Origin of the sequence: Streptomyces sp. NPDC048171 (assembly GCF_043202655.1) — a bacterium.
Classification (GTDB): Bacteria; Actinomycetota; Actinomycetes; order Streptomycetales; family Streptomycetaceae; genus Streptomyces.
In genome coordinates this window covers 549811-569791 of sequence record NZ_JBIDAU010000004.1, presented here as the reverse complement: position 1 = coordinate 569791, position 19981 = coordinate 549811, and the positions used below count along the sequence as shown (strand labels likewise).

Annotated in this window: 17 protein-coding genes; 9 read left to right on the top strand and 8 right to left on the bottom strand. The window is 72.5% G+C overall.

Going from position 1 to position 19981, the window contains the following annotated elements:
• Positions 1-41 precede the first annotated feature (41 nt).
• Positions 42-971 carry an NADP-dependent oxidoreductase gene (locus ACGF3J_RS14215; RefSeq protein ID WP_161329234.1) on the bottom strand — a complete coding sequence of 310 codons (930 nt, stop codon included), beginning with the start codon at positions 969-971 and terminating at the stop codon, positions 42-44.
• A 161-nt stretch (positions 972-1132) separates the two neighbouring features.
• Between ACGF3J_RS14215 and ACGF3J_RS14210 the strand changes: the two genes are divergently transcribed.
• From ACGF3J_RS14210 to ACGF3J_RS14180, 7 genes are all read left to right on the top strand, one after another.
• Positions 1133-1774: an MBL fold metallo-hydrolase gene (locus tag ACGF3J_RS14210; RefSeq protein WP_161329233.1), complete on the top strand. Its 642-nt coding sequence runs from the start codon at positions 1133-1135 to the stop codon at positions 1772-1774.
• Positions 1771-2793, top strand: a complete 1023-nt coding sequence (locus ACGF3J_RS14205; protein ID WP_202558226.1) for a zinc-binding dehydrogenase — start codon at positions 1771-1773, stop codon at positions 2791-2793. The genes ACGF3J_RS14210 and ACGF3J_RS14205 overlap by 4 nt, the downstream gene beginning before the upstream one ends.
• A 46-nt stretch (positions 2794-2839) precedes the next feature.
• Positions 2840-4417, top strand: a complete 1578-nt coding sequence (locus ACGF3J_RS14200) for a methylmalonyl-CoA mutase (protein ID WP_393854164.1) — start codon at positions 2840-2842, stop codon at positions 4415-4417.
• A 37-nt stretch (positions 4418-4454) separates the two neighbouring features.
• Positions 4455-4865: a cobalamin B12-binding domain-containing protein gene (locus ACGF3J_RS14195; RefSeq protein ID WP_161326222.1), complete on the top strand. Its 411-nt coding sequence runs from the start codon at positions 4455-4457 to the stop codon at positions 4863-4865.
• A gap of 316 nt (positions 4866-5181) precedes the next feature.
• Positions 5182-6648, top strand: a complete 1467-nt coding sequence (locus tag ACGF3J_RS14190; protein ID WP_161326223.1) for an aldehyde dehydrogenase family protein — start codon at positions 5182-5184, stop codon at positions 6646-6648.
• Between the two features lie 44 nt (positions 6649-6692).
• Positions 6693-8261, top strand: a complete 1569-nt coding sequence (locus ACGF3J_RS14185; protein WP_161326224.1) for a GMC family oxidoreductase — start codon at positions 6693-6695, stop codon at positions 8259-8261.
• On the top strand, positions 8258-9760 hold the full coding sequence (locus ACGF3J_RS14180; protein ID WP_346345937.1) for an APC family permease: 1503 nt from the start codon (positions 8258-8260) through the stop codon (positions 9758-9760). The genes ACGF3J_RS14185 and ACGF3J_RS14180 overlap by 4 nt, the downstream gene beginning before the upstream one ends.
• Here the strand turns inward: ACGF3J_RS14180 and ACGF3J_RS14175 are convergent.
• A complete protein-coding gene (locus ACGF3J_RS14175) occupies positions 9757-10383 on the bottom strand; it encodes an ATP-binding protein (RefSeq protein ID WP_161326225.1) in 627 nt (208 codons plus the stop codon). The genes ACGF3J_RS14180 and ACGF3J_RS14175 overlap by 4 nt on opposite strands.
• Positions 10384-10577: 194 nt before the next feature.
• Complete coding sequence (locus ACGF3J_RS14170; protein ID WP_161326226.1) at positions 10578-10955, bottom strand: STAS domain-containing protein; 378 nt, start codon at positions 10953-10955, stop codon at positions 10578-10580.
• 240 nt (positions 10956-11195) lie between these two features.
• Between ACGF3J_RS14170 and ACGF3J_RS14165 the strand changes: the two genes are divergently transcribed.
• A complete protein-coding gene (locus ACGF3J_RS14165; protein ID WP_161326227.1) occupies positions 11196-12122 on the top strand; it encodes an RNA polymerase sigma factor SigF in 927 nt (308 codons plus the stop codon).
• Positions 12123-12189: 67 nt separating this feature from the next.
• Here ACGF3J_RS14165 and hutI read toward each other — a convergent pair whose 3' ends face one another.
• The 4 genes from hutI to hutU are packed head-to-tail and all read right to left on the bottom strand — an operon-like array spanning position 12190 to position 17640.
• Positions 12190-13365 (bottom strand): imidazolonepropionase, encoded by a 1176-nt coding sequence (gene hutI, locus ACGF3J_RS14160; protein ID WP_161326228.1) that lies wholly within the window; start codon positions 13363-13365, stop codon positions 12190-12192.
• 41 nt (positions 13366-13406) lie between these two features.
• Positions 13407-14756 (bottom strand): formimidoylglutamate deiminase, encoded by a 1350-nt coding sequence (locus ACGF3J_RS14155; RefSeq protein ID WP_161326229.1) that lies wholly within the window; start codon positions 14754-14756, stop codon positions 13407-13409.
• Positions 14753-15970 (bottom strand): allantoate amidohydrolase, encoded by a 1218-nt coding sequence (locus tag ACGF3J_RS14150; RefSeq protein ID WP_161326230.1) that lies wholly within the window; start codon positions 15968-15970, stop codon positions 14753-14755. Before ACGF3J_RS14150 ends, ACGF3J_RS14155 begins: the two co-directional genes overlap by 4 nt.
• Positions 15967-17640 carry a urocanate hydratase gene (gene hutU / locus ACGF3J_RS14145; protein WP_161326231.1) on the bottom strand — a complete coding sequence of 558 codons (1674 nt, stop codon included), beginning with the start codon at positions 17638-17640 and terminating at the stop codon, positions 15967-15969. The genes ACGF3J_RS14150 and hutU overlap by 4 nt, the downstream gene beginning before the upstream one ends.
• A 177-nt stretch (positions 17641-17817) precedes the next feature.
• Here hutU and ACGF3J_RS14140 point away from each other — a divergent pair, with 177 nt between their 5' ends.
• Positions 17818-19218, top strand: a complete 1401-nt coding sequence (locus ACGF3J_RS14140; RefSeq protein ID WP_161326256.1) for a diaminopimelate decarboxylase — start codon at positions 17818-17820, stop codon at positions 19216-19218.
• 78 nt (positions 19219-19296) lie between these two features.
• On the opposite strand, the gene ACGF3J_RS14135 is transcribed toward ACGF3J_RS14140, so the two are convergent.
• Positions 19297-19884: a hypothetical protein gene (locus ACGF3J_RS14135; RefSeq protein WP_161326232.1), complete on the bottom strand. Its 588-nt coding sequence runs from the start codon at positions 19882-19884 to the stop codon at positions 19297-19299.
• Positions 19885-19981: the final 97 nt, after the last annotated feature.

The following is a 19981-nucleotide window of genomic DNA, read 5'->3' as shown; positions in this document are numbered from 1 at the left end:
CGGTCGGGGGCGGCCTTCTTTCGGTCGGCGGGGCGCGCCGGTCAGGTCGTTTCGACCGCGAGGACGACCTTGCCGCGCACATGACCGGTCTGCACGAGTTCATGGGCCCGGGCCGCGTCGGCGAGCGGGAACTCGGCGCTCACGTGGACCCGCACCTCGCCGCGGTCCGCCATCGCCACCAGCTCGGCCAGATCACGCGGGTCGGGGCGGACGAAGACGTAGCGTCCGCCGAGGCCCGTCACGTCACCGGAGATGGAGGCGAGCCGCCCGCCCGGTCGCAGCAACGCCGGCGAACCGGCGAGGGTGTCCCCGCCCATGAGGTCGAAGACGGCGTCGACACCGTCCGGGGCCAGCGCGCGCACCCGGTCGGCGAGCCCCGGGCCGTAGGTCACCGGCTCCGCGCCGAGCGACCGGAGGAAGTCGTGATTGCGCTCGGAGGCCGTACCGATGACGCGGGCTCCGAGGGCGCGGCCGATCTGGACGGCGAGCGAGCCGACCCCGCCGGCCGCCGCGTGGACGAGCAGCACGTCGCCGGCGGCGATCCCCAGGTGGCGGCGGAGCGCCTGGTACGCGGTGAGGCCGGCGGCCGGCAGCCCGGCAGCCTCCCGCGCGTCGAGGGAGCGCGGCGCGTGCGCGAGGGTCCGGACGGGGGCGGCCACGAGTTCGCCGTACGTCCCGCGCTGCATGTGGTCGGCGCGGACGTAGCCGACCACCTCGTCGCCGGGGGCGAATTCGGTGACGCCGAGACCGGTCCGTTCGACCACGCCGGACAGGTCGCACCCCATCACCATGGGGAAGTGGGACTCGAACCAGTCGTCGATGTAGCCCTCACGGATCTTCCAGTCGGCGGGGTTGACGCCCGCGTACCGCACCCGGACGAGGACGACGTCCGGGCCGAGGCGCGGCTCGGGGAGGTCCATGAGTTCCAGGACCTCCGGTCCTCCGTAGCGCTGGACGGCGATGGCCTTCACGGACGAACCCCCTGTTGGGACAACGGATGTACGGGCGGCCGAGGCCGGTCCCCGAGTGGGGGCGGCGGACGGCCGACGCCACTATAGGGCAGACTTGAGCCAGGGTTCTGTGACACCTATGACGATTGACATATGACCGAAGACTCAGTCAGAGTCTCGGCATGCTCGTGCTGTCCGCCGCCACCGGCAAGTTCGGAACGAACGTCCACATCGTCGCCGCGGGACCGGGACATCCCTGCCTCGTCGTCGACCCCGGACACGACTCCCGCGAGGCGGTCCTCGAGGCCGTCCGCGCCCACCGCCTCGAACCCGAGGCCATCCTGATCACGCACGGCCACATGGACCACACCTGGGACGCCGTGCCGCTCGCCCGGCACTACGGCGTCCCGGCCTGGATCCACCCGGCCGACCGCTACCAACTCGGCGCTCCCGCCAAGGGGCTGCCCGACTCGTTCCCCCGCGAGCTGCTCGTCGGCCACCCCGACCAGGAGCCCGACGAGGTCCGCGAACTCCCCGAACAGGGCGGTGAACTGACCTTCTCCGCCGGCACCGTCACGGTGCTGCACACCCCGGGCCACACCAGCGGCTCGGTGATGTTCCGCTTCGACAGCGGTGACGCCCCCCTGCTCGCCACCGGCGACACCCTGCTCGCCGACGGCCCCGGACGCGCGGACGCCCCGACCGCGAGCCCCGCCGGCATGGCGGCCTCCCTCCGCATGGTCGGCGGCCTCTGCCCGGACGACACCCGGTTGCTCACCGGCCACGGCCCCACCACCCACCTCAGCCAGACGGGAATCCGATGACGAACACCGCCCCGACCCCCACGGCCTCCGGCAGTCGCATGCGCACCGTCCGCTTCGACTCCTTCGGCGCCCCGTCCGTCCTCACCGTCGGTGAAGTCGACGCGCCCGCCCCCGAGGCCGGCCAGATCACCGTCGACGTCCAGTACGCGGGCGTGAACTTCGCCGAAGTGATGTTCCGTCGGGGCCAGTTCCCGGTCGGCCTGCCGCACTTCCCCGGCCTCGAGGCGGTCGGCACGGTGCGCGCCGTGGGCGAAGGCGTCACCGGCTTCCAGCCCGGCGAGCGGGTCGCCGCGCTCACCCTGGGCGGTGGCGGCAACGCCGAGGTGGTCGCCGTCGGCGCCGAGCACGTCATCCGCCTCGACGGGCAGCTCGCCGGCCTGGACGGAGCCGTCGCGGCCGGCGCCCTGTGCAACGTCACCACGGCCCTCGGTGTGCTCACCTCCGCCGGGCACCTCGCCACGGGGGAGACCGTGGTCGTCCTCGCCGCGGCGGGCGGCGTCGGTACGGCCGCGGCGCAACTGGCCCGCTCGCTCGGCGCGGGCACGGTCATCGGCGTGACGAGCTCCCCCGCGAAGGCGGACTACGCACGCGGCTTCGGCTACGACAGCGTCGTGTCGTACGAAGAGCTGGAGAAGGAGGTCGCCGAGCGCACCGGCGGCGCGGGCGCGGACCTGGTCCTGGACTCCGTCGGTGGCTCGTTCCGGTCGTCCGTGACCGGGCTCCTGGCCGCCTTCGGCCGGCACGTCATCTTCGGCAACGCGGCGGCCGAGGACGTCACCTTCGAGGGCAACCACCCCTGGTACACCAACAGTTCCCTCGCCGGATACAACCTGGGCGGCGTCGCCGGCCGCGCCCCGCAGCTGCTCCGCGCCCACCTGGAGCGGTCTCTGACGGAGGTCGCCCGGGGCAGCGTCCGCGTGGACGTGACCGTGTTGCCGCTGGCCGACGCGGTACGCGCGCACGAACTCCTGGAGACGCGGGCGTCCACGGGCAAGTACGTCCTCGATGTCCGGTCCTGACCCGGGCACGGCCAGCAGACAGTCGGTAGCGGACGGGGAATCACGTATGTCGCGCGAGTCGGAGTCGGGACTGCCCATCGAGCCGGTCTACGGGCCGGACGCCCTGGCGGGGTGGGAGCCCGCGGAGAAGCTGGGTGAACCGGGGAGGTACCCCTTCACCCGGGGTGTGTACCCGTCGATGTACACCGGTCGGCCGTGGACGATGCGCCAGTACGCGGGTTTCGGCACGGCCACCGAGTCCAACGCCCGGTACAAGCAGCTGATCGCCAGCGGGACCATGGGTCTGTCGGTGGCCTTCGACCTGCCCACCCAAATGGGCCACGACTCCGACGCGCCCCTCGCGCACGGCGAGGTCGGCAAGGTCGGTGTGGCGATCGACTCGGTCGACGACATGCGGGTGCTGTTCGCCGGCATTCCGCTGGACAAGGTCTCGACGTCGATGACGATCAACGCGCCGGCCGCGCTGCTGCTCCTGCTGTACCAACTGGTGGCGGAGGAGCAGGGGGTGAGCGCGGACCGGCTCACCGGCACGATCCAGAACGACGTGCTCAAGGAGTACATCGCGCGCGGGACGTACATCTTCCCGCCCAAGCCGTCGCTGCGGCTGATCGCGGACATCTTCAAGTACTGCCGGGCCGAGATCCCGAAGTGGAACACCATCTCGATCTCCGGCTACCACATGGCCGAGGCGGGTGCCTCGCCGGTGCAGGAGATCGCGTTCACCCTGGCGGACGGCATCGAGTACGTGCGCACGGCGGTCGCGGCCGGCATGGACGTGGACGACTTCGCGCCCCGCCTGTCGTTCTTCTTCGTGGCGCGTACGACGATCCTGGAAGAGGTCGCCAAGTTCCGTGCGGCCCGCCGGATCTGGGCGCGGGTGATGCGCGACGAGTTCGGCGCGCGCAACCCCAAGTCGCTGATGCTGCGCTTCCACACCCAGACGGCCGGGGTGCAGCTGACCGCGCAGCAGCCCGAGGTCAACCTGGTCCGCGTCGCCGTGCAGGGACTCGCCGCGGTCCTCGGCGGCACCCAGTCACTGCACACCAACTCCTTCGACGAGGCCATCGCGCTGCCCACCGACAAGTCGGCGCGCCTGGCGCTGCGCACCCAGCAGGTCCTGGCCCACGAGACCGACGTGACGGCGACCGTGGACCCCTTCGCCGGCTCGTACGCCGTCGAGAAGATGACCGACGACATCGAGACCGCGGTCCTGGAACTGATGGCCAAGGTGGAGGAGATGGGAGGCGCGGTCAACGCCATCGAGCACGGCTTCCAGAAGGACGAGATCGAGCGCTCCGCCTACCGGATCGCCCAGGCGACCGACTCCGGCGAGCGCGTCGTCGTCGGCGTCAACCGGCACACCATCGACGTCGAGGAACCGTACGAGCCGCTGCGCGTGGACCCGGCCATCGAGGCCCGGCAGGCCGAACGACTCGCCACGCTCCGCGCCGAACGCGACCAGCAGGCCGTCGACACGGCCCTGGCCGCGCTGAGAAAGGCCGCCGAGGGCGAGGACAACGTCCTCTACCCGATGAAGGACGCACTCAGGGCCCGCGCCACCGTGGGCGAGGTCTGCAACGCGCTCCGCGAGATCTGGGGCACCTACCGCCCCGTGACCACCTGAGGCATCGCACCGCACAACAGAAGACAGGGGGAATCCGATGGACACGCCGATCCGGGTCGTGATCGCCAAGCCCGGCCTCGACGGGCACGACCGAGGAGCGAAGGTCATCGCTCGCGCCTTGCGGGACGCGGGCGTCGAGGTCATCTACACGGGCCTGCACCAGACCCCGCGCCAGATCGTGGACACCGCCGTCCAGGAGGATGCCTCCGGCATCGGCCTGTCGGTGCTCTCCGGCGCCCACATGACGCTCTTCGCCGAGGTCCTCAGGCTCCTCGACGAGGCCGGCGCCCGGGACATCACCGTCTTCGGCGGCGGGATCATCCCGGAGGCCGACATCCCGGTGCTGCGCGAGATGGGCGTGGCCGCACTCTTCACGCCCGGATCGCCCATCCGCTCCATCGCCGCCTGGGTGACCCGGAACGTCGCCTCACTCGAGGGGGCACGATGACGACCGGCCCGCGACGCTGCTGACCGGGACCGCGGCGCGGTTCCCGGACCACGGGGGCCTGCGCGTGGCGCCGCGGCACTGGCCGGTGGCGCCGGGGAGGTCCCGAGGTGATCGCCGAGCACTGCGGCCGGGTGCCCGACGGCCGCCCCGGCCCCCCTCTCTCTAGCCCAACCAGGTCTGATCCCCGCCCGCCCCTCCCTCCCCCGGTGCGTCCACGCGGCCGATGCGAGCCGTACGGACGATGTTGGTGGGCGGCGTGTGCCGTGCCGGTGAGGCGGTGCGGCACCGGACCGGGTACGAGAGCGAGGGAGCCGCGATGTCGGAACTGTTCGTCGACGGGGAGTGGACCGGCGCCGTGGGCGGGGCGCGGCGGGACGTGGTCAACCCGTTCGACGCGTCCGTCGTGCAGCAGGTCGACGAGGCGGACGAGGCCGACGTCGACCTCGCCGTACGGGCCGCCCGGCGGGCCTTCGACCGGGGCGACTGGTCGTCGGCGCCCACCCGCGAGCGGGCCGACGTGCTGCTCAGGGTGGCGCGGTTCCTGCTGCGCGACCAGGAGGAGATCGCCCACGTCGAGTCGCTGGACACCGGCAAGACCCTCAAAGAGGCGCGGATCGACGTGGAGGACGTCTCCAACGCGTTCCGCTACTTCGCCGAGATCGCCGACAAGGACGGCGGCCGGATCGTGGACGTGGGCCCCGACGTGCTCAGCCGGGTCGTCTACCAGCCCATCGGGGTCTGCGCGCTGATCGCGCCGTGGAACTACCCGATGCTCCAGGCGTCCTGGAAGGTCGCCCCGGCCCTGGCCGCGGGCAACACCTTCGTGCTCAAGCCCAGCGAGACAACCCCGCTGTCCACGATCCACATGGTCCGCCTGATCGCCGAGGCGGGGGCCCCGCCCGGCGTCGCCAACCTGGTACTCGGCCCCGGATCCACCGTGGGCGCGGCGATGTCCGCCCACGAGGACGTGGACCTGGTCTCCTTCACCGGCGGTCTGGCCACCGGACGCCGGATCATGGAGGCGTGCGCGCCGGGCGTGAAGAACCTCGCGCTGGAGCTGGGCGGCAAGAACCCCAACCTGGTCTTCGCCGACTGCGACTTCGACGCCGCCCTCGACTACGCGCTCGACGCCTCGTTCCTGCACTCGGGACAGGTCTGCTCGGCCGGTTCGCGGCTGATCGTGCAGGACGAGCTGCACGACCGGTTCGTGGAGCGGCTGGCCGCCCGCGCGCGGACCATCCGGCTGGGCAGCGGCCTCGACCCGGCGACCGAGAGCGGGCCGCTCAGCTCGGCGGAGCACCGCGCGAAGGTGGAGAGCTACCTGGAGATCGCCCGCGACGAGGGCGCCCGCCTGGTCTGCGGCGGCACCCGGCCGGACGACCCGGAACTCTCCCGCGGCTTCTTCCTGCTGCCCACGATCTATGCCGACTGCGACCGCTCCATGCGCATCGTGCAGGAGGAGGTCTTCGGGCCGGTCGTCACGGTGGAACGCTTCCGCACCGAGGACGAGGCCGTGGAACTCGCCAACGACACGCGGTACGGGCTGGCCGGAGGCGTCTGGACGAGCGACGCGTCCCGCGCCCAGCGGGTCGCCGGACGGCTGCGGCACGGCACCGTCTGGATCAACGACTTCCACCCCTACCTGCCCCAGGCGGAGTGGGGCGGCTTCGGCCGCTCCGGTATCGGCCGGGAGCTGGGACCCACCGGGCTGCGCGAGTACCAGGAGGCCAAGCACATCTACCAGAACCTGCGGCCGGCCCCTTCCGGCTGGTTCAAGGGCTGACCGGGCAGGGCGAGAGAGCCGGACAGGGCGAGAGAGGCAGACGCATGGACGACGAGACGACGACCTACGACTACGTGATCATCGGCGGCGGCACGGCGGGCTCGGTGCTGGCCGCGCGACTGAGCGAGGACCCGGCCTGCCGGGTGTGCGTGGTGGAGGGGGGTCCCAGCGACGTCGGCGACGAGCGCATCCTGCGGCTGCGCAACTGGATCAACCTGCTCGGCTCCGAGTTCGACTACGGCTACACCACCGTGGAACAGCCGCGCGGCAACTCGCACATCCTGCACTCCCGGGCCCGCGTGCTCGGCGGCTGCTCCTCGCACAACACGCTGATCAGCTTCCTGCCGTTCCCCGAGGACCTCGACGAGTGGGTGGCCCGCGGCTGCGACGGCTGGGGGCCCGAGACGATCCTTCCGTACCGGCAGCGGCTGCAGAACACGATCGTTCCCGTCGGCGCCGCCGACCGCAATCCGATCGCCCAGGACTTCGTCACCGCCGCCGCCGGGCGGCTCGGTGTCCCGGTCGTGGAGGACTTCAACGCCCGTCCCTTCACCGACGGCACCGGCTTCTTCTCCCTGGCGTACGACCCGGAGACCAACATCCGCTCCTCGGCCTCGGTCGCCTACCTGCACCCCGTCCTGGACCGGCCCAACCTGACGCTGCGTCTGGAGACCTGGGCGTACCGGCTGCTGCCCGACGGCGAGGGCCGCTTCACCCGCGTCCAGGTCCGCAACCCCGACGGCTCCCTGTCGACCCTGGAGGCCGAGGCGGAGGTCCTGCTGTGCGCCGGGGCCATCGACACGCCGCGGCTGCTCATGCTCTCCGGCATCGGCCCCGCCGACCACCTGCGCGACCTGGGCATCGAGGTCCGCGCGGACCTGCCCGGGGTGGGCGAGAACCTGCTGGACCACCCCGAGTCGGTGATCGTGTGGGAGACCAGCGGTCCGCTGCCGCCCAACTCGGCCATGGACTCCGACGCCGGCCTCTTCGTACGCCGCGACCCGGCGGGCGGCCCCCGACCGGACCTGATGTTCCACTTCTACCAGGTGCCGTTCACGGTCAACACCGAACGGCTGGGCTACCCGGCCCCGCAGCACGGCGTCTGCATGACCCCGAACGTGCCGCGCGCCCGTTCCGTCGGCCGCATGTGGCTGACCAGCGCCGACCCGGAGGTCAAACCCGCGCTGGACTTCCGCTACTTCACCGACCCGGACGGACACGACGAGCGCACCATCGTCGACGGTCTGCGGATCGCCCGCGAGGTGGCGGCCACCGCACCGCTCAGCGACTGGCTGCTGCGCGAGGTGGCCCCCGGCCCGGACGTGACGTCGGACGCGGACCTGTCCGAGTACGGGCGCCGCGCCGCGCACACCGTGTACCACCCGGCGGGGACCTGCCGGATGGGCGCCGACGACGATCCGCTCGCGGTGCTCGATCCGCAGCTCAGGCTGCGCGGGCACGACGGGCTGCGCATCGTGGACGCGTCCGTCTTCCCGACGATGCCGACGATCAACCCGATGGTCACGGTGCTGCTGGCCGCCGAGCGCGCGGCGGACCTCATCACCGCCCGGCCCGCGCCACGTCCGCTGACGACGGAAGGACAGGAGCGGTGACCCGGTCCGCGGCGCCGGGCGGCGCCGCGGACTCCGGTCCCCAGGAGGGCGAGTCGGAGTTCCGCAAGGAGATGGGCCCGTGGGCGAACTTCGCCCTCGGCTTCACCTACCTGTCCCCGGTCGTGAGCACGTACACCCTGTTCGGCACGGCACTCGCCGACGGCGGCCCGCCGATGATCTGGGCGTTCGTAATGGCGGGCTGCGGTCAGTTCCTCGTCGCCCTGGTCTTCGGCGAGGTCGTCGCGCAGTACCCGATCGCGGGCGGCGTCTACCCGTGGGCGCGGCGGCTGTGGGGCAAGCGCTGGGCGTGGATGACCGGGTGGGTGTACCTCTGGGCACTGCTCGTCACGATCACCTCGGTCGCCTACGGTGCCGGGCCCTACATCGCCATCCTGCTCGGGTACGACGCCACCGTGCACACCACGGTGCTGTGCACGATCGCCCTGATCGTCATCGCCGTGCTCATCAACTACGCGGGCACCAAGGCCCTGTCGTGGGCCGCGCTGATCGGCTTCAGCGCGGAGCTGATCGGCGCGCTCGCCGTCGGCGTCATCCTGCTCACCACGCACCGCTTCCACGGGCTCGGCGTCCTCTTCGACGACTACGGCGCGGCCGAAGGCGGCTCCTACCTGCCCGTCTTCCTGGGGGCGGCGATCATCGGCTTCTACCAGTACTACGGTTTCGAGGCGTGCGGGGACGTCGCCGAGGAGGTGGCGCACCCCGGCAAGGTCATCCCCAAGGCGATGCGGCGCACCATCTACGTCGGCGGGGCGGCGGCGACGTTCACCTGTCTGACGCTGCTGCTGGCGGTCGTGGACTACCGGGCGGTGATCTCGGGCGAGGACTCCGATCCGGTGGTCCGGGTGCTGTTCGACGCCCTCGGGGAGGTCGGTGCGCGGCTGGTGATGGCCGTGGTGCTGATCTCGTTCCTGTCCTGCACGATCAGTCTGCAGGCTGCCGCGGGGCGGTTGATCTACTCGTACGCCCGGGACGAGATGATCATCGGCCACAAGCTGCTGCGGAAGTTCTCGCCGAAGCGCGCGGTGCCCGAGTACGCGCTGCTGCTCGCCGCCGTCATCCCGGCCCTGATCGCGGTGGGTTCGCTGATCTCCGAGGACGCCCTCACCAAGATCGTCTCGTTCGCGATCCTGGGCATCTACGCGGCGTTCCAGATGGTCGTCCTCGCCGCGCTGCGGGCCCGGCTCAAGGGCTGGCGGCCGAGCGGCGAGTTCCGGCTGGGCCGCTGGGGGCTGCTGGTGAACGTCGGGGCGCTCGCCTACGGCCTCTTCGCGATCATCAACATCTCCTGGCCGCGCACGCCGGACGTCCCCTGGTACGACAACTGGATCGTGCTGCTCAGCGGCGGCATCGTGCTGGCGGTGGGTCTCCTGTACATGTTCACGACCCACCACTACGGGCGCAGCGACGCACCGGCGGGAGTCGCGATCCCGGACTGGGACAGGGCAAACGCCGGCGGGGAAAGGACGAACCCGGACTAGGCCGGTGCGCCCAGCTCCGCCCACACCCGCTTGCCGGCCACTCCCGGGGTCCGTACGACGCCCCAGTCCAGGCACAGCCGCTGCACGATGAACATGCCGTGTCCGCCGGGGCGTCCGGCCCGGTGCGGTGTGCGGGGCGCCGGCTGGCCGGTACCGCGGTCGGAGACCTCCAGCCGGATCACCTTCTTCTCACAGGTGATCCGCAGCTCGTCCGGTCCCTCGGCGTGCAGACAGGCGTTGGTGACCAGCTCGGACACCACGAGCAGTACGTCCTCGGCGGCGGCCCGCTGGTCCGCGGTGGCGGAGGGCAGCCAGCCCCACGCGTACAGCGCCTCGCGGGTGAAGTCACGGGCGAGCGGGACGACCCCGCTCGCGTCCTCGAAGTTCAGCAGGCGGACCTGCCGCCCGCTCCCCGGGACGGGGCCGGGCGGGGCAGGGGCCGCGGTCCCGGAAGCCGCCGGGGCGGCGCGCGCGGGCACGGGAGCGCCCATCACGGCAGCCTGCCCAGCGGGCACGCCGCCCTCGGACTCCCCGGTCCCGGGCACGCCCCTCTCGGGGGCCCCGGCAGCGCCGCCGGACTCCGGACCGCGGTCGCCCGGCGAGAAGGGCCGGGTGGTGCTCATCAGCGCTTCACCTCACCGATCCACCAGTTCACATTTCAAGTCTTGGACAGGAACGTCGTACAGCCGACTCAGGGTCTCTCCTGCCCGACCGGGCCGTCCGAACACCCCTGTAATCGGCACGAAACGCGGGACGAGGCGAAAACGCCCGTCCCGTGAGGCGCACGCAACCCGCCGACGGCCGGACAAGAACCGGCTCAGTCGGACTCGTGGGCCAGGGCGGCCGCAAGCGTGTCGTGCAGGGTGAAGACCGCTTCGGCCCCCGTGATCTCGAAGACACGGGCCACCACCGGCTGCATGGCCACCAGATGCACACCGCCCCCTGCGGCCTCCGCCTTCAGCCGCGCGCCGAGCAGGACGTTGAGTCCCGTGGAGTCGCAGAACTCCAGGCGCGAGCAGTCGACGACTAGGCGATTGAATCCCTTGGCGAGGCACTCCTCCAGCGGCTCACGCAACAACTCGGCGGTGTGGTGATCCAACTCACCCGCCGGGGTCACGACGGCGCTGGGGCCCTCTTCCCGTACCTCGACCAGAAGCCGGCCCGACTGGGCACTGCCGACCGTCCCGCGGTCCATGCCGTTTCTCTCTCCCGAGGTCATGACTGCTTGCTGACGACCTCGAACACTACGCCTTCCCAACGCACTGCGACACCCGAACAACCGCACACAAACGGACATAACCGTACAGAACACACTTGCGATCGCCTCGGTAAACCCGGTAGGCCTAGGTGGACACGTAAAACGACACGGCCGGCTTTGGAGGCGCCGCACACCGCAGTGCACCTTTTTGGCTTCGGCAGCCGTATGCCGAGAACGATGGAGGACACCATGTCACCCCGGCTCGACGCATCGCGTACCCAGGAAGCGACGTCGACACTCCCTCCGGAACATCTGGATCCCATCGAGCACCCAGACGCCGTCGTCGACCACGACGACGCACTCGCCGGGCTTCCGGACATCCCCGCCTACGACGAGGTCGCTCCGGCGGACGCCAGGGCCCTGTCCAAGACGCTCTTCCAGCGACTGGAGTCGCTGGAGGAAGGCACGCACGAGCACGCGTACGTCCGCAACACGCTCGTCGAGCTGAACCTGGCTCTGGTCAAGTTCGCCGCCTCCCGCTTCCGCTCGCGCAGCGAGCCGATGGAGGACATCATCCAGGTCGGCACGATCGGCCTGATCAAGGCGATCGACCGTTTCGAGATGTCGCGCGGTGTGGAGTTCCCCACGTTCGCGATGCCGACCATCATCGGCGAGATCAAGCGCTTCTTCCGCGACACCTCGTGGTCCGTGCGCGTCCCGCGCCGCCTCCAGGAGCTGCGGCTCGACCTCGCGAAGGCAGGCGACGAGCTGGCCCAGCGGCTCGACCGCGCCCCCACGGTGACCGAGCTGGCCGAGCACCTCGGCCTGACCCGGGACGAGGTCGTCGAGGGCATGGCGGCGTCGAACGCCTACACCGCCTCCTCGCTGGACGCCCAGCCGGAGGAGGACGACGCCGAGGGCGCGCTCGCCGACCGGATCGGCTACGAGGACCACGGGCTCGAGGGCATCGAGTACGTCGAGTCACTGAAGCCGCTGATCGCCGAGCTGCCCGCCCGGGACCGGAAGATCCTCTCCCTCCGCTTCGTCGCGGGCATGACCCAGTCGGAGATCGGCGAGGAGCTGGGCATCTCCCAGATGCACGTGTCGCGGCTGCTGTCGCGCACGCTCGTACGGCTGCGCAAGGGGCTCACGGTCGAGGAGTGATCCCCGCCGGGTGACGCTTGTCCTCCAGGGGGCGGTCCGAGAGTTCGGACCGCCCCCTTCGGGCTGCTCAGACCACGCGTACGCCGCGCCGCCAGACCCCGCTGACCAGCGGCACGCCCGGCCGGTAGGCGAGGTGCACGTGGCTCGGGGCGTCGAGGAGCGTCAGGTCGGCGTACGCGCCCGTTGTGAGGCGGCCGACGTCGTCCCGGCGCAGCGCGGCGGCGCCGCCCGCGGTGGCCGACCAGACCGCCTCGTCCGGCGTCATCCCCATGTCCCGCACCGCGAGCGCGACGCAGAACGGCACGGAGGACGTGAAGGACGAGCCGGGGTTGCAGTCGGTGGACAGCGCGACCGTGGCCCCGGCGTCGAGCAGGCGCCGGGCGTCCGGCCACTCGGCGCGGGTGGAGAACTCGGCGCCCGGCAGCAGCGTCGCGACCGTGTTCCCGGCCGCCAGGGCGTCCACGTCGGCGTCGGTGAGGTGGGTGCAGTGGTCGGCGCTGGCGGCGTCGAGTTCGACGGCCAGCTGGACGCCGGGGCCGTAGGAGAGCTGGTTGGCGTGGATGCGGGGGTGCAGCCCCTTCGCGCGGCCGGCGGTCAGGATGGCGCGGGCCTGGTCGCCGTCGAAGGCGCCCTTCTCGCAGAACACGTCGATCCAGCGGGCGTGCGGCGCGCAGGCGTCGAGCATCTCGCCGGTGACGAGGGCGACGTAGGCGGCGGGGTCGTCGGCGAGTTCCGGGGCGACGATGTGGGCGCCGAGGAAGGTGACCTCGTCGGTGTGGCGTGCGGCGACGCGCAGGGCGCGGGACTCGTCGGCGGTGGTCAGGCCGTAGCCGGACTTGGTCTCGAAGGTCGTCGTGCCCTGGCGCAGGGCCTCCGCGAGGTAGCGAGTGAGGCCCGCCTCCAGTTCCGCGTCGCTCGCGGCGCGGGTGGCGGCGACGGTGGTGCGGATGCCGCCGGCGCTGTAGGGGCGGCCGGACATGCGGGCGTTGAACTCCTCGGTGCGGTCGCCGCCGAAGAGGAGGTGCGAGTGCGAGTCGACGAAGCCGGGCAGGACCGCGCGGCCCTCGGCGTCGACCCGGTTGTCAGTGGCGGGTGCTTTGCTTGATTCACCGGTCCACGCGACGCGGTCGCCGTCGATGACGACGGCCGCGTCCCGGACCAGTCCGAGCGGGGAGTTGTCGCCGAGGGAGGGGTCGTTGGTGACGAGTGCGGCGATGTTGGTGATGACGGTGCTGGTGCTCATGGCGTCCGTGGCGTCCTCGTGGGGGCGGGGATGGGTGTTGGCTAGGCGCGCAGGGCTTCCACGGCCCGTGCGAGGGACCGCGGCACGTCGGGTACGAGGGTGTGCGCCCCGTCGCGTACGACGTGCCGTCCGCCCACGACCGTGTGCCGTACGTCCGCTGCCGTCGCGGCGAATACGGCCGTCTCGGCGCCGAGCCTGGGCAGCGGCCCCGCCGTCCTGACCGAGTCGAGGGCGACCGTCGCGAGGTCGGCGCGGGCGCCGGTCTCGATCCGGCCGGTGTCGTCCCAGCCGAGCGCGGCGTGGCCGTCGGCGGTGGCGGCGCGCAGCAGTGCGGCGGCGGTCCAGTGGCCGCGGGTGCGGGTGCGCAGGCGCTCGTTCAGCTCCATGGCGCGCGCCTCTTCCAGCAGGTCGACGACGGCGTGGCTGTCGGAGCCGAGGGAGAGCGGCGAGCCCGCCCGCTGGAGGGCGGCCGCGGGGCCGATGCCGTCGGCGAGGTCGCGCTCCGTGGTGGGGCACATGCAGGTGCCGGTGCGGCTGCCGCCGAGCAGGGCGATGTCCTCGTCCGTGAGGTGGGTGCTGTGGACGCCGGTGGTGCGCTCCCCCAGCACGCCGTGGTCGGCCAGCAGGCGGGTGGGGGTGCGGCCGTGGGCCCGGTGGCAGGCGTCGTTCTCGGCGGTCTGCTCGGACAGGTGCACGTGCAGCGGGGCCCGCCGCTCGGCGGCCCAGCGCGCCACGGTCTCCAGCTGGTCCGCGGGCACGGCCCGCACGGAGTGGATCGCGGCCCCGATCCGTGCGTGATCCCGTTCCTTGAGAAGTGAAGAGCGGTGCGCCCAGGCGTCCGCCGTCCCGTCGGAGAAGCGGCGCTGGTGGGTGTTGGGGGGCTCGCCGAAGCCGGCCGACAGATAGCAGGTGTCCAGGAGGGTGATGCGGATGCCGGCCTCGGCGGCGGCCTCGATCAGCGCTTCGCCCATCGCGTTGGGGTCGGCGTAGGGGGTGCCGCCGGGCGCGTGGTGGACGTAGTGGAACTCGCCGACGGTGGTGATGCCGGCCAGCGCCATCTCGGCGTACACCGCGCGGGCCAGGTCGCGGTAGGTGTCCGGGGTCAGCCGGTCCGCGACGGAGTACATCACCTCGCGCCAGGTCCAGAAGGTGCCGGAGCCGACCTGGACGGTACCGCGCAGGGCCCGGTGGAAGGCGTGGCTGTGGGCGTTGGCCAGGCCGGGCAGCGTCAGTCCGCGCAGGATCTCGGCGCCGGGGGGCGGGGCGGGGGTGTCCTGGCGGACGGCGGTGATGCGGCCGTCCGCCACGTCGACGGCGACGCCCGGCTCGACGTGGGTGCCGAGCCAGGCGTGCTCCAGCCAGTAGGTCCGGGTCCGCTCGGTGGGGGTCACGTGCAGGCCAGCCCTTCCAGTGCGTCGGCGAGTGCGTTCACCCCGGCCACGCAGTCGTCCTCGGCCGCGTACTCGGCCGGGGAGTGCGAGACGCCGGTGGGGTTGCGTACGAACAGCATGGCGGTCGGGATGCGGTCGGAGAGGATTCCGGCGTCGTGTCCGGCGCCGGTGCCGAGCACGGGGACCTTCAGTTCCGTCGCGCCGCCCAGGATGCGGGCGAGTTCGTCGCGCAGGGCGTGGTCGAACTCGACGACGGGCGTGAAGGACTCGCGGACGACGTCGAGGTCGGCTCCGTGGGCCGCGGCGTACTCGCGGGCCGCCCGCTCCACTCCGGCGACCACGGCGTCCAGGCTCTCCTGGTCGGCGGCGCGGGAGTCGAGCCAGCCGCGGACCAGGGAGGGGATGGCGTTGACGCCGTTGGGCTCGACGCCGACCTTGCCGAAGGTGGCTACGGCGCCCGCGAGTTCGGCCTCGCGGCGGGCGGCGAGGACGGTCTCGGCGTAGGACAGCATCGGGTCGCGGCGGTCGGCGAGGCGGGTGGTGCCGGCGTGGTTGGCCTCGCCCCGGAAGTCGAACCGCCAGCGCCCGTGCGGCCAGATGGCGGAGGCGATGCCGATGCGGTCGCCGGACAGGTCGAGGGCGCGGCCCTGCTCGACGTGGAGTTCGACGAAGGCGCCGATGCGGGCGAGCCGCTCGGGGTCCGGGCCGAGGGCGTCCGGGTCGTAGCCGGCGTCCTCCATGGCCCGCGGGAGGGTGATGCCGTCCCCGTCGGTCAGCCGGTGGGCCTGCTCCACGGTGAGCGCTCCCGCGGTGAGCCGGGAGCCGACGCAGGCGAGGCCGAAGCGGGCGCCCTCCTCGTCGCCGAAGTTGACGATGCCGAGCGGCCTGGTGAACCGCGCTCCCCTCCCGCGCAGTTCGTCCAGGGCGGCGAAGGCGGAGACGACACCGAGGGGCCCGTCGAAGGCGCCGCCGTCGGGCACGGAGTCCAGGTGGGACCCGGTGACGACGGCGTCCCCGGCGGCCGGGTCACCGAGCCAGGCCCACTGGTTGCCGTTGCGGTCGGTCTCGTAGGCCAGCCCGCGTGTCTCGGCCTGCTCCTGGAACCAGGTGCGGCAGTCGGCGTCGGCGCCCGTCCAGGCGTAGCGGCGGTAGCCGCCGGAGGCGGAGCTGCGGCCCATCGGCAGCAGCTCCGCCCACATGCTGTGGAAGCTCACGCGGCGCCACCCTCGCGGCCCTCGCGCATCGGCACCCGCACGCCCCGCTCCCCGGCGACCGACTCGGCGATGTCGTACCCGGCGTCGACGTGCCGGATGACGCCCATGCCGGGGTCGTTGGTGAGGACGCGGCGGATCTTCTCCCCGGCGAGGGCGGTGCCGTCGGCGACCGTCACCTGGCCGGCGTGGATGGAGCGGCCCATGCCGACGCCGCCGCCGTGGTGGAGGGAGACCCAGGAGGCGCCGGAGGCCACGTTGACCATGGCGTTGAGCAGCGGCCAGTCGGCGATGGCGTCGGAGCCGTCGAGCATCGACTCGGTCTCGCGGTACGGGGAGGCGACGGAGCCGCAGTCGAGGTGGTCGCGGCCGATGACGATGGGCGCGGCCAGCTCACCGCTCGCGACCATGTCGTTGAAGCGCTCACCGGCCTTGTCGCGCTCGCCGTAGCCGAGCCAGCAGATCCGGGCGGGCAGGCCCTGGAAGTGGACCCGCTCCCCCGCCATCTTGATCCAGCGGGCCAGCGACTCGTTCTCGGGGAAGAGGTCGAGGATCGCCTTGTCGGTCTTGGCGATGTCGGCGGGGTCGCCGGAGAGGGCGGCCCAGCGGAAGGGGCCCTTGCCCTCGCAGAAGAGGGGGCGGATATAGGCGGGGACGAAGCCGGGGAAGGCGAAGGCCCGGTCGTATCCGGCGAGCTGGGCCTCGCCGCGGATGGAGTTGCCGTAGTCGAAGACCTCGGCGCCGGCGTCCTGGAAGCCGACCATGGCCTCGACGTGCCGGGCCATGGACTCGCGGGCGCGGGTGGTGAAGCCCGCCGGGTCCTTGAGGGCGGCGTCGGCCATGTCCTCGAAGGCGATGCCCGTCGGCAGGTAGGCCAGCGGGTCGTGGGCCGAGGTCTGGTCGGTGACGATGTCGATGGGGGCGCCCATGGCGAGCAGCTGCGGCACGACCTCGGCGGCGTTGCCGAGGACGCCGATGGACAGCGGCTCGCGCCGGTCCCGGGCCTCGGTGGCGAGGGTGAGGGCGTGGTCGAGGGAGTCGGCCCTGACGTCGAGGTAGCGGTGCTCGATGCGGCGGTCGATGGCGCGCGGGTCGCAGTCGACGCAGATCACGACGCCGTCGTTCATCGTCACGGCCAGGGGCTGGGCGCCGCCCATGCCGCCGAGGCCGGCGGTGAGGGTGATGGTCCCGGCGAGGGTGCCGCCGAACTTCTTCGCGGCGACGGCGGCGAAGGTCTCGTAGGTGCCCTGGAGGATGCCCTGGGTGCCGATGTAGATCCAGGAGCCGGCCGTCATCTGCCCGTACATGGTCAGGCCGAGGGCCTCCAGACGGCGGAACTCCTCCCAGTTGGCCCAGTCGCCGACGAGGTTGGAGTTGGCGATGAGGACGCGCGGGGCCCACTCGTGGGTCTGCATGACGCCGACCGGGCGTCCGGACTGGACGAGCATCGTCTCGTCCTGCTTGAGCGTCTCCAGGGTGCGGACCATGGCGTCGAAGGAGCGCCAGTCCCGGGCCGCCTTGCCGGTGCCGCCGTAGACGACGAGCTTGTCGGGGTGCTCGGCGACCTCGGGGTCGAGGTTGTTCTGCAGCATCCGCAGGGCGGCCTCCTGCTGCCATCCCAGGGCACTCGGCGTGGTCCCGCGTGGTGCTCGGACGGGGCGGGGTCCGGACATGGTCTGCCTCCTGGTGGCTTGCTCCCGGCGGATTGTTACTACGGATATTCACATACTCGCTTCGTGAATAGAACTAGTCAATACGTTCGTGTCCCGCGCCGGGCGCGTGCGAGTGTTTGGCTGGATGTACAGGCAGGAAGCGACGGCAGGGAGGATCGCGTGAGCGACGGCACGGGCATGAGCGGTGACCTCGACGGCACGGGGCTCGACGGCACGGGGACGGAGCGGGCCGTGCGGCGGGACGGGGCGGTGCGGGCCGCCGTGGAGCAGGGGCTGCTCGGGCCGGACGTTCCGATCGTCGGGCTTCTCGACGTCGCCGGGATCCGGGAGTCGGCCGCGGCCCTGCGGGCGGCGTTCGACGCGGTGACGGCGCCGGGCACGCCCGTGCTGCACGCCTTCGCGGTCAAGGCGACCCCGCTGGTCCCGGTGCTGCGGCTGCTGCACGAGGAGGGCATAGGCGTGGAGGTGGCCAGCCCCGGCGAGCTGGCGCTGGCCCGGGCCGCGGGGGTGCCGGCGGCTCGGACGGTGCTGGACTCGCCCGCGAAGACGCCGGCCGAGCTGCGGGAGGCGCTGGAGCTGGGGATCGCGGTCAACGCGGACAACCCCCAGGAGCTGGAGCGCCTCGACGCCCTGGTGAAGTCCCTGCCCGACACCGCCTCACCCCTCGGAATTCGGGTGAATCCGCAGGTCGGCGGGGGTTCCATCGAGGCCCTCTCGACGGCGACCGCGACCTCGAAGTTCGGCGTGGCGCTGCGGGACGAGGGGGCGCGGGAGTGGGTGGTGCGGGCCTATCTGGACCGGCCGTGGCTGACCCGGCTGCACACCCACACCGGTTCCCAGGGCATCCCGCTCACCCTGATGGCCGAGGGCGTGGCGGCGTCGTACGCCCTCGCCGAGGAGATCAACGAGCGGGCCGGGCGGCAGCAGGTCGACACCCTGGACATCGGCGGCGGGCTGCCGGTGAACTTCGGGTCGGACGAGGAGTCGCCGACGTACGCCGAGTACGCGCGCGTACTGCGCGAGGCGGTGCCGGGGCTGTTCGACGGGCGGTACGGGCTGGTCACCGAGTTCGGGCGGTCCCTGCTGGCCAAGCACGGCACGGTCGTGGCGCGCGTCGAGTACGCCAAGAGCGCGGGCGGGCGGCCGGTCGCCGTGACGCACGCGGGCGTGCAGGTCGCGACGCGGACGGTGTACGCGCCGGGGGCGTGGCCGCTGCGGATCGCCGCGTACGACGGCAAGGGGCTGCCGAAGGAGGGGCCCGACGTGGTGCAGGACGTGGCGGGGCCGGCGTGCTTCGCGGGCGACCTCTTGGCCGTGGGGCGGGCGATGCCGTTGCTGGCGCAGGGGGACTACGCCGCGGCGCTGGACACGGGGGCGTACTACTTCGCGCATCACTACGCGTACAACTCGCTGGCGCGGCCCGGGGTGTACGGGTTCGTCTCCGACGAGGGCGGGGGTGTCTCGTTCGCCACCGTGCGGGAGGAGCAGCGCGTCGAGGAGATCGTGGCCGAGGCGGGTGGGGAGCACGCCGACGCGCTGACCGTGGCCGTGCGCCGCGGGGGTGCCGGCCGTTCGTAGGGCGGGTGTGCGTCGTGGCCGGGCGCGCCGGGCGGCGGAGCCTCATGAGGTCACCGCCCCGCGCCCCCGACGAGGCCGTCAGACCGGTGTCGGGGCCTTGCGCCTCGCGCCGCCCGGGGCCGCGTCGCCTGCCGCGATGCCCGTGCTGCGGTAGGTCCTGACCTTCCTGCCCGCCGGGCGGCCGGTGTTGTCGGCGAGCCAGTCCACGCGGACCCACAGCAGGGCGTCGCCGGACTGTTCCAGACGGCCGATCCAGGCGGACTTGAGCCACAGGCCCGCGCCGCAGCCGGCCATCACCAGTCCGCCCGCGGCGGGCACAGCGAAGGAACTGCCCAGGGCGGCGAGGAAGGCGAGGAGCAGCCACCGGCGGTGGCCCCGGCGCCAGTTGCGCAGGGTCACCGCGCGGTCCTGGAGCACGTCGTGCCTGCCCGCGCGGGCGGCCGAGCCGGCCAGGGCCGTGTAGCGCCCGCGCCGCGTCCACGCCACGACGGCCGCCGAGACGATGAAGAGCGCGGCACCGGCCAGTACGCCGATCCGGCGACCGGTCAGCCCCGGCACCAGCACGCCGGCGCCCGCCGCGAGCAGGCCCGGCCACCACAGCGGTGCGGCTCCCGCCCGTACGACGACGGCGACCCGAGCCAGCCCCACCTGTCCTCCGCGCGCCACGTCCTGCCTCCCGTCCCGTTTCTGCCCGTGCGACACGCCTGCAGGGCGTGTCAGGCGCCGCACTGTAACGGGGCAAGCTGAGACGAGTCTGAGAACG

Coding starts and splice junctions, on each gene's coding strand:
- ACGF3J_RS14210 (WP_161329233.1), top strand. CDS start 1,133: ATGCTCGTGCTGTCCGCCGCCACCGGCAAGTTCGGAACGAACGTCCAC.
- ACGF3J_RS14205 (WP_202558226.1), top strand. CDS start 1,771: ATGACGAACACCGCCCCGACCCCCACGGCCTCCGGCAGTCGCATGCGC.
- ACGF3J_RS14200 (WP_393854164.1), top strand. CDS start 2,840: ATGTCGCGCGAGTCGGAGTCGGGACTGCCCATCGAGCCGGTCTACGGG.
- ACGF3J_RS14195 (WP_161326222.1), top strand. CDS start 4,455: ATGGACACGCCGATCCGGGTCGTGATCGCCAAGCCCGGCCTCGACGGG.
- ACGF3J_RS14190 (WP_161326223.1), top strand. CDS start 5,182: ATGTCGGAACTGTTCGTCGACGGGGAGTGGACCGGCGCCGTGGGCGGG.
- ACGF3J_RS14185 (WP_161326224.1), top strand. CDS start 6,693: ATGGACGACGAGACGACGACCTACGACTACGTGATCATCGGCGGCGGC.
- ACGF3J_RS14175 (WP_161326225.1), bottom strand. CDS start 10,383: ATGAGCACCACCCGGCCCTTCTCGCCGGGCGACCGCGGTCCGGAGTCC.
- ACGF3J_RS14170 (WP_161326226.1), bottom strand. CDS start 10,955: ATGGACCGCGGGACGGTCGGCAGTGCCCAGTCGGGCCGGCTTCTGGTC.
- ACGF3J_RS14165 (WP_161326227.1), top strand. CDS start 11,196: ATGGAGGACACCATGTCACCCCGGCTCGACGCATCGCGTACCCAGGAA.
- hutI (WP_161326228.1), bottom strand. CDS start 13,365: ATGAGCACCAGCACCGTCATCACCAACATCGCCGCACTCGTCACCAAC.
- hutU (WP_161326231.1), bottom strand. CDS start 17,640: ATGTCCGGACCCCGCCCCGTCCGAGCACCACGCGGGACCACGCCGAGT.
- ACGF3J_RS14140 (WP_161326256.1), top strand. CDS start 17,818: ATGAGCGGTGACCTCGACGGCACGGGGCTCGACGGCACGGGGACGGAG.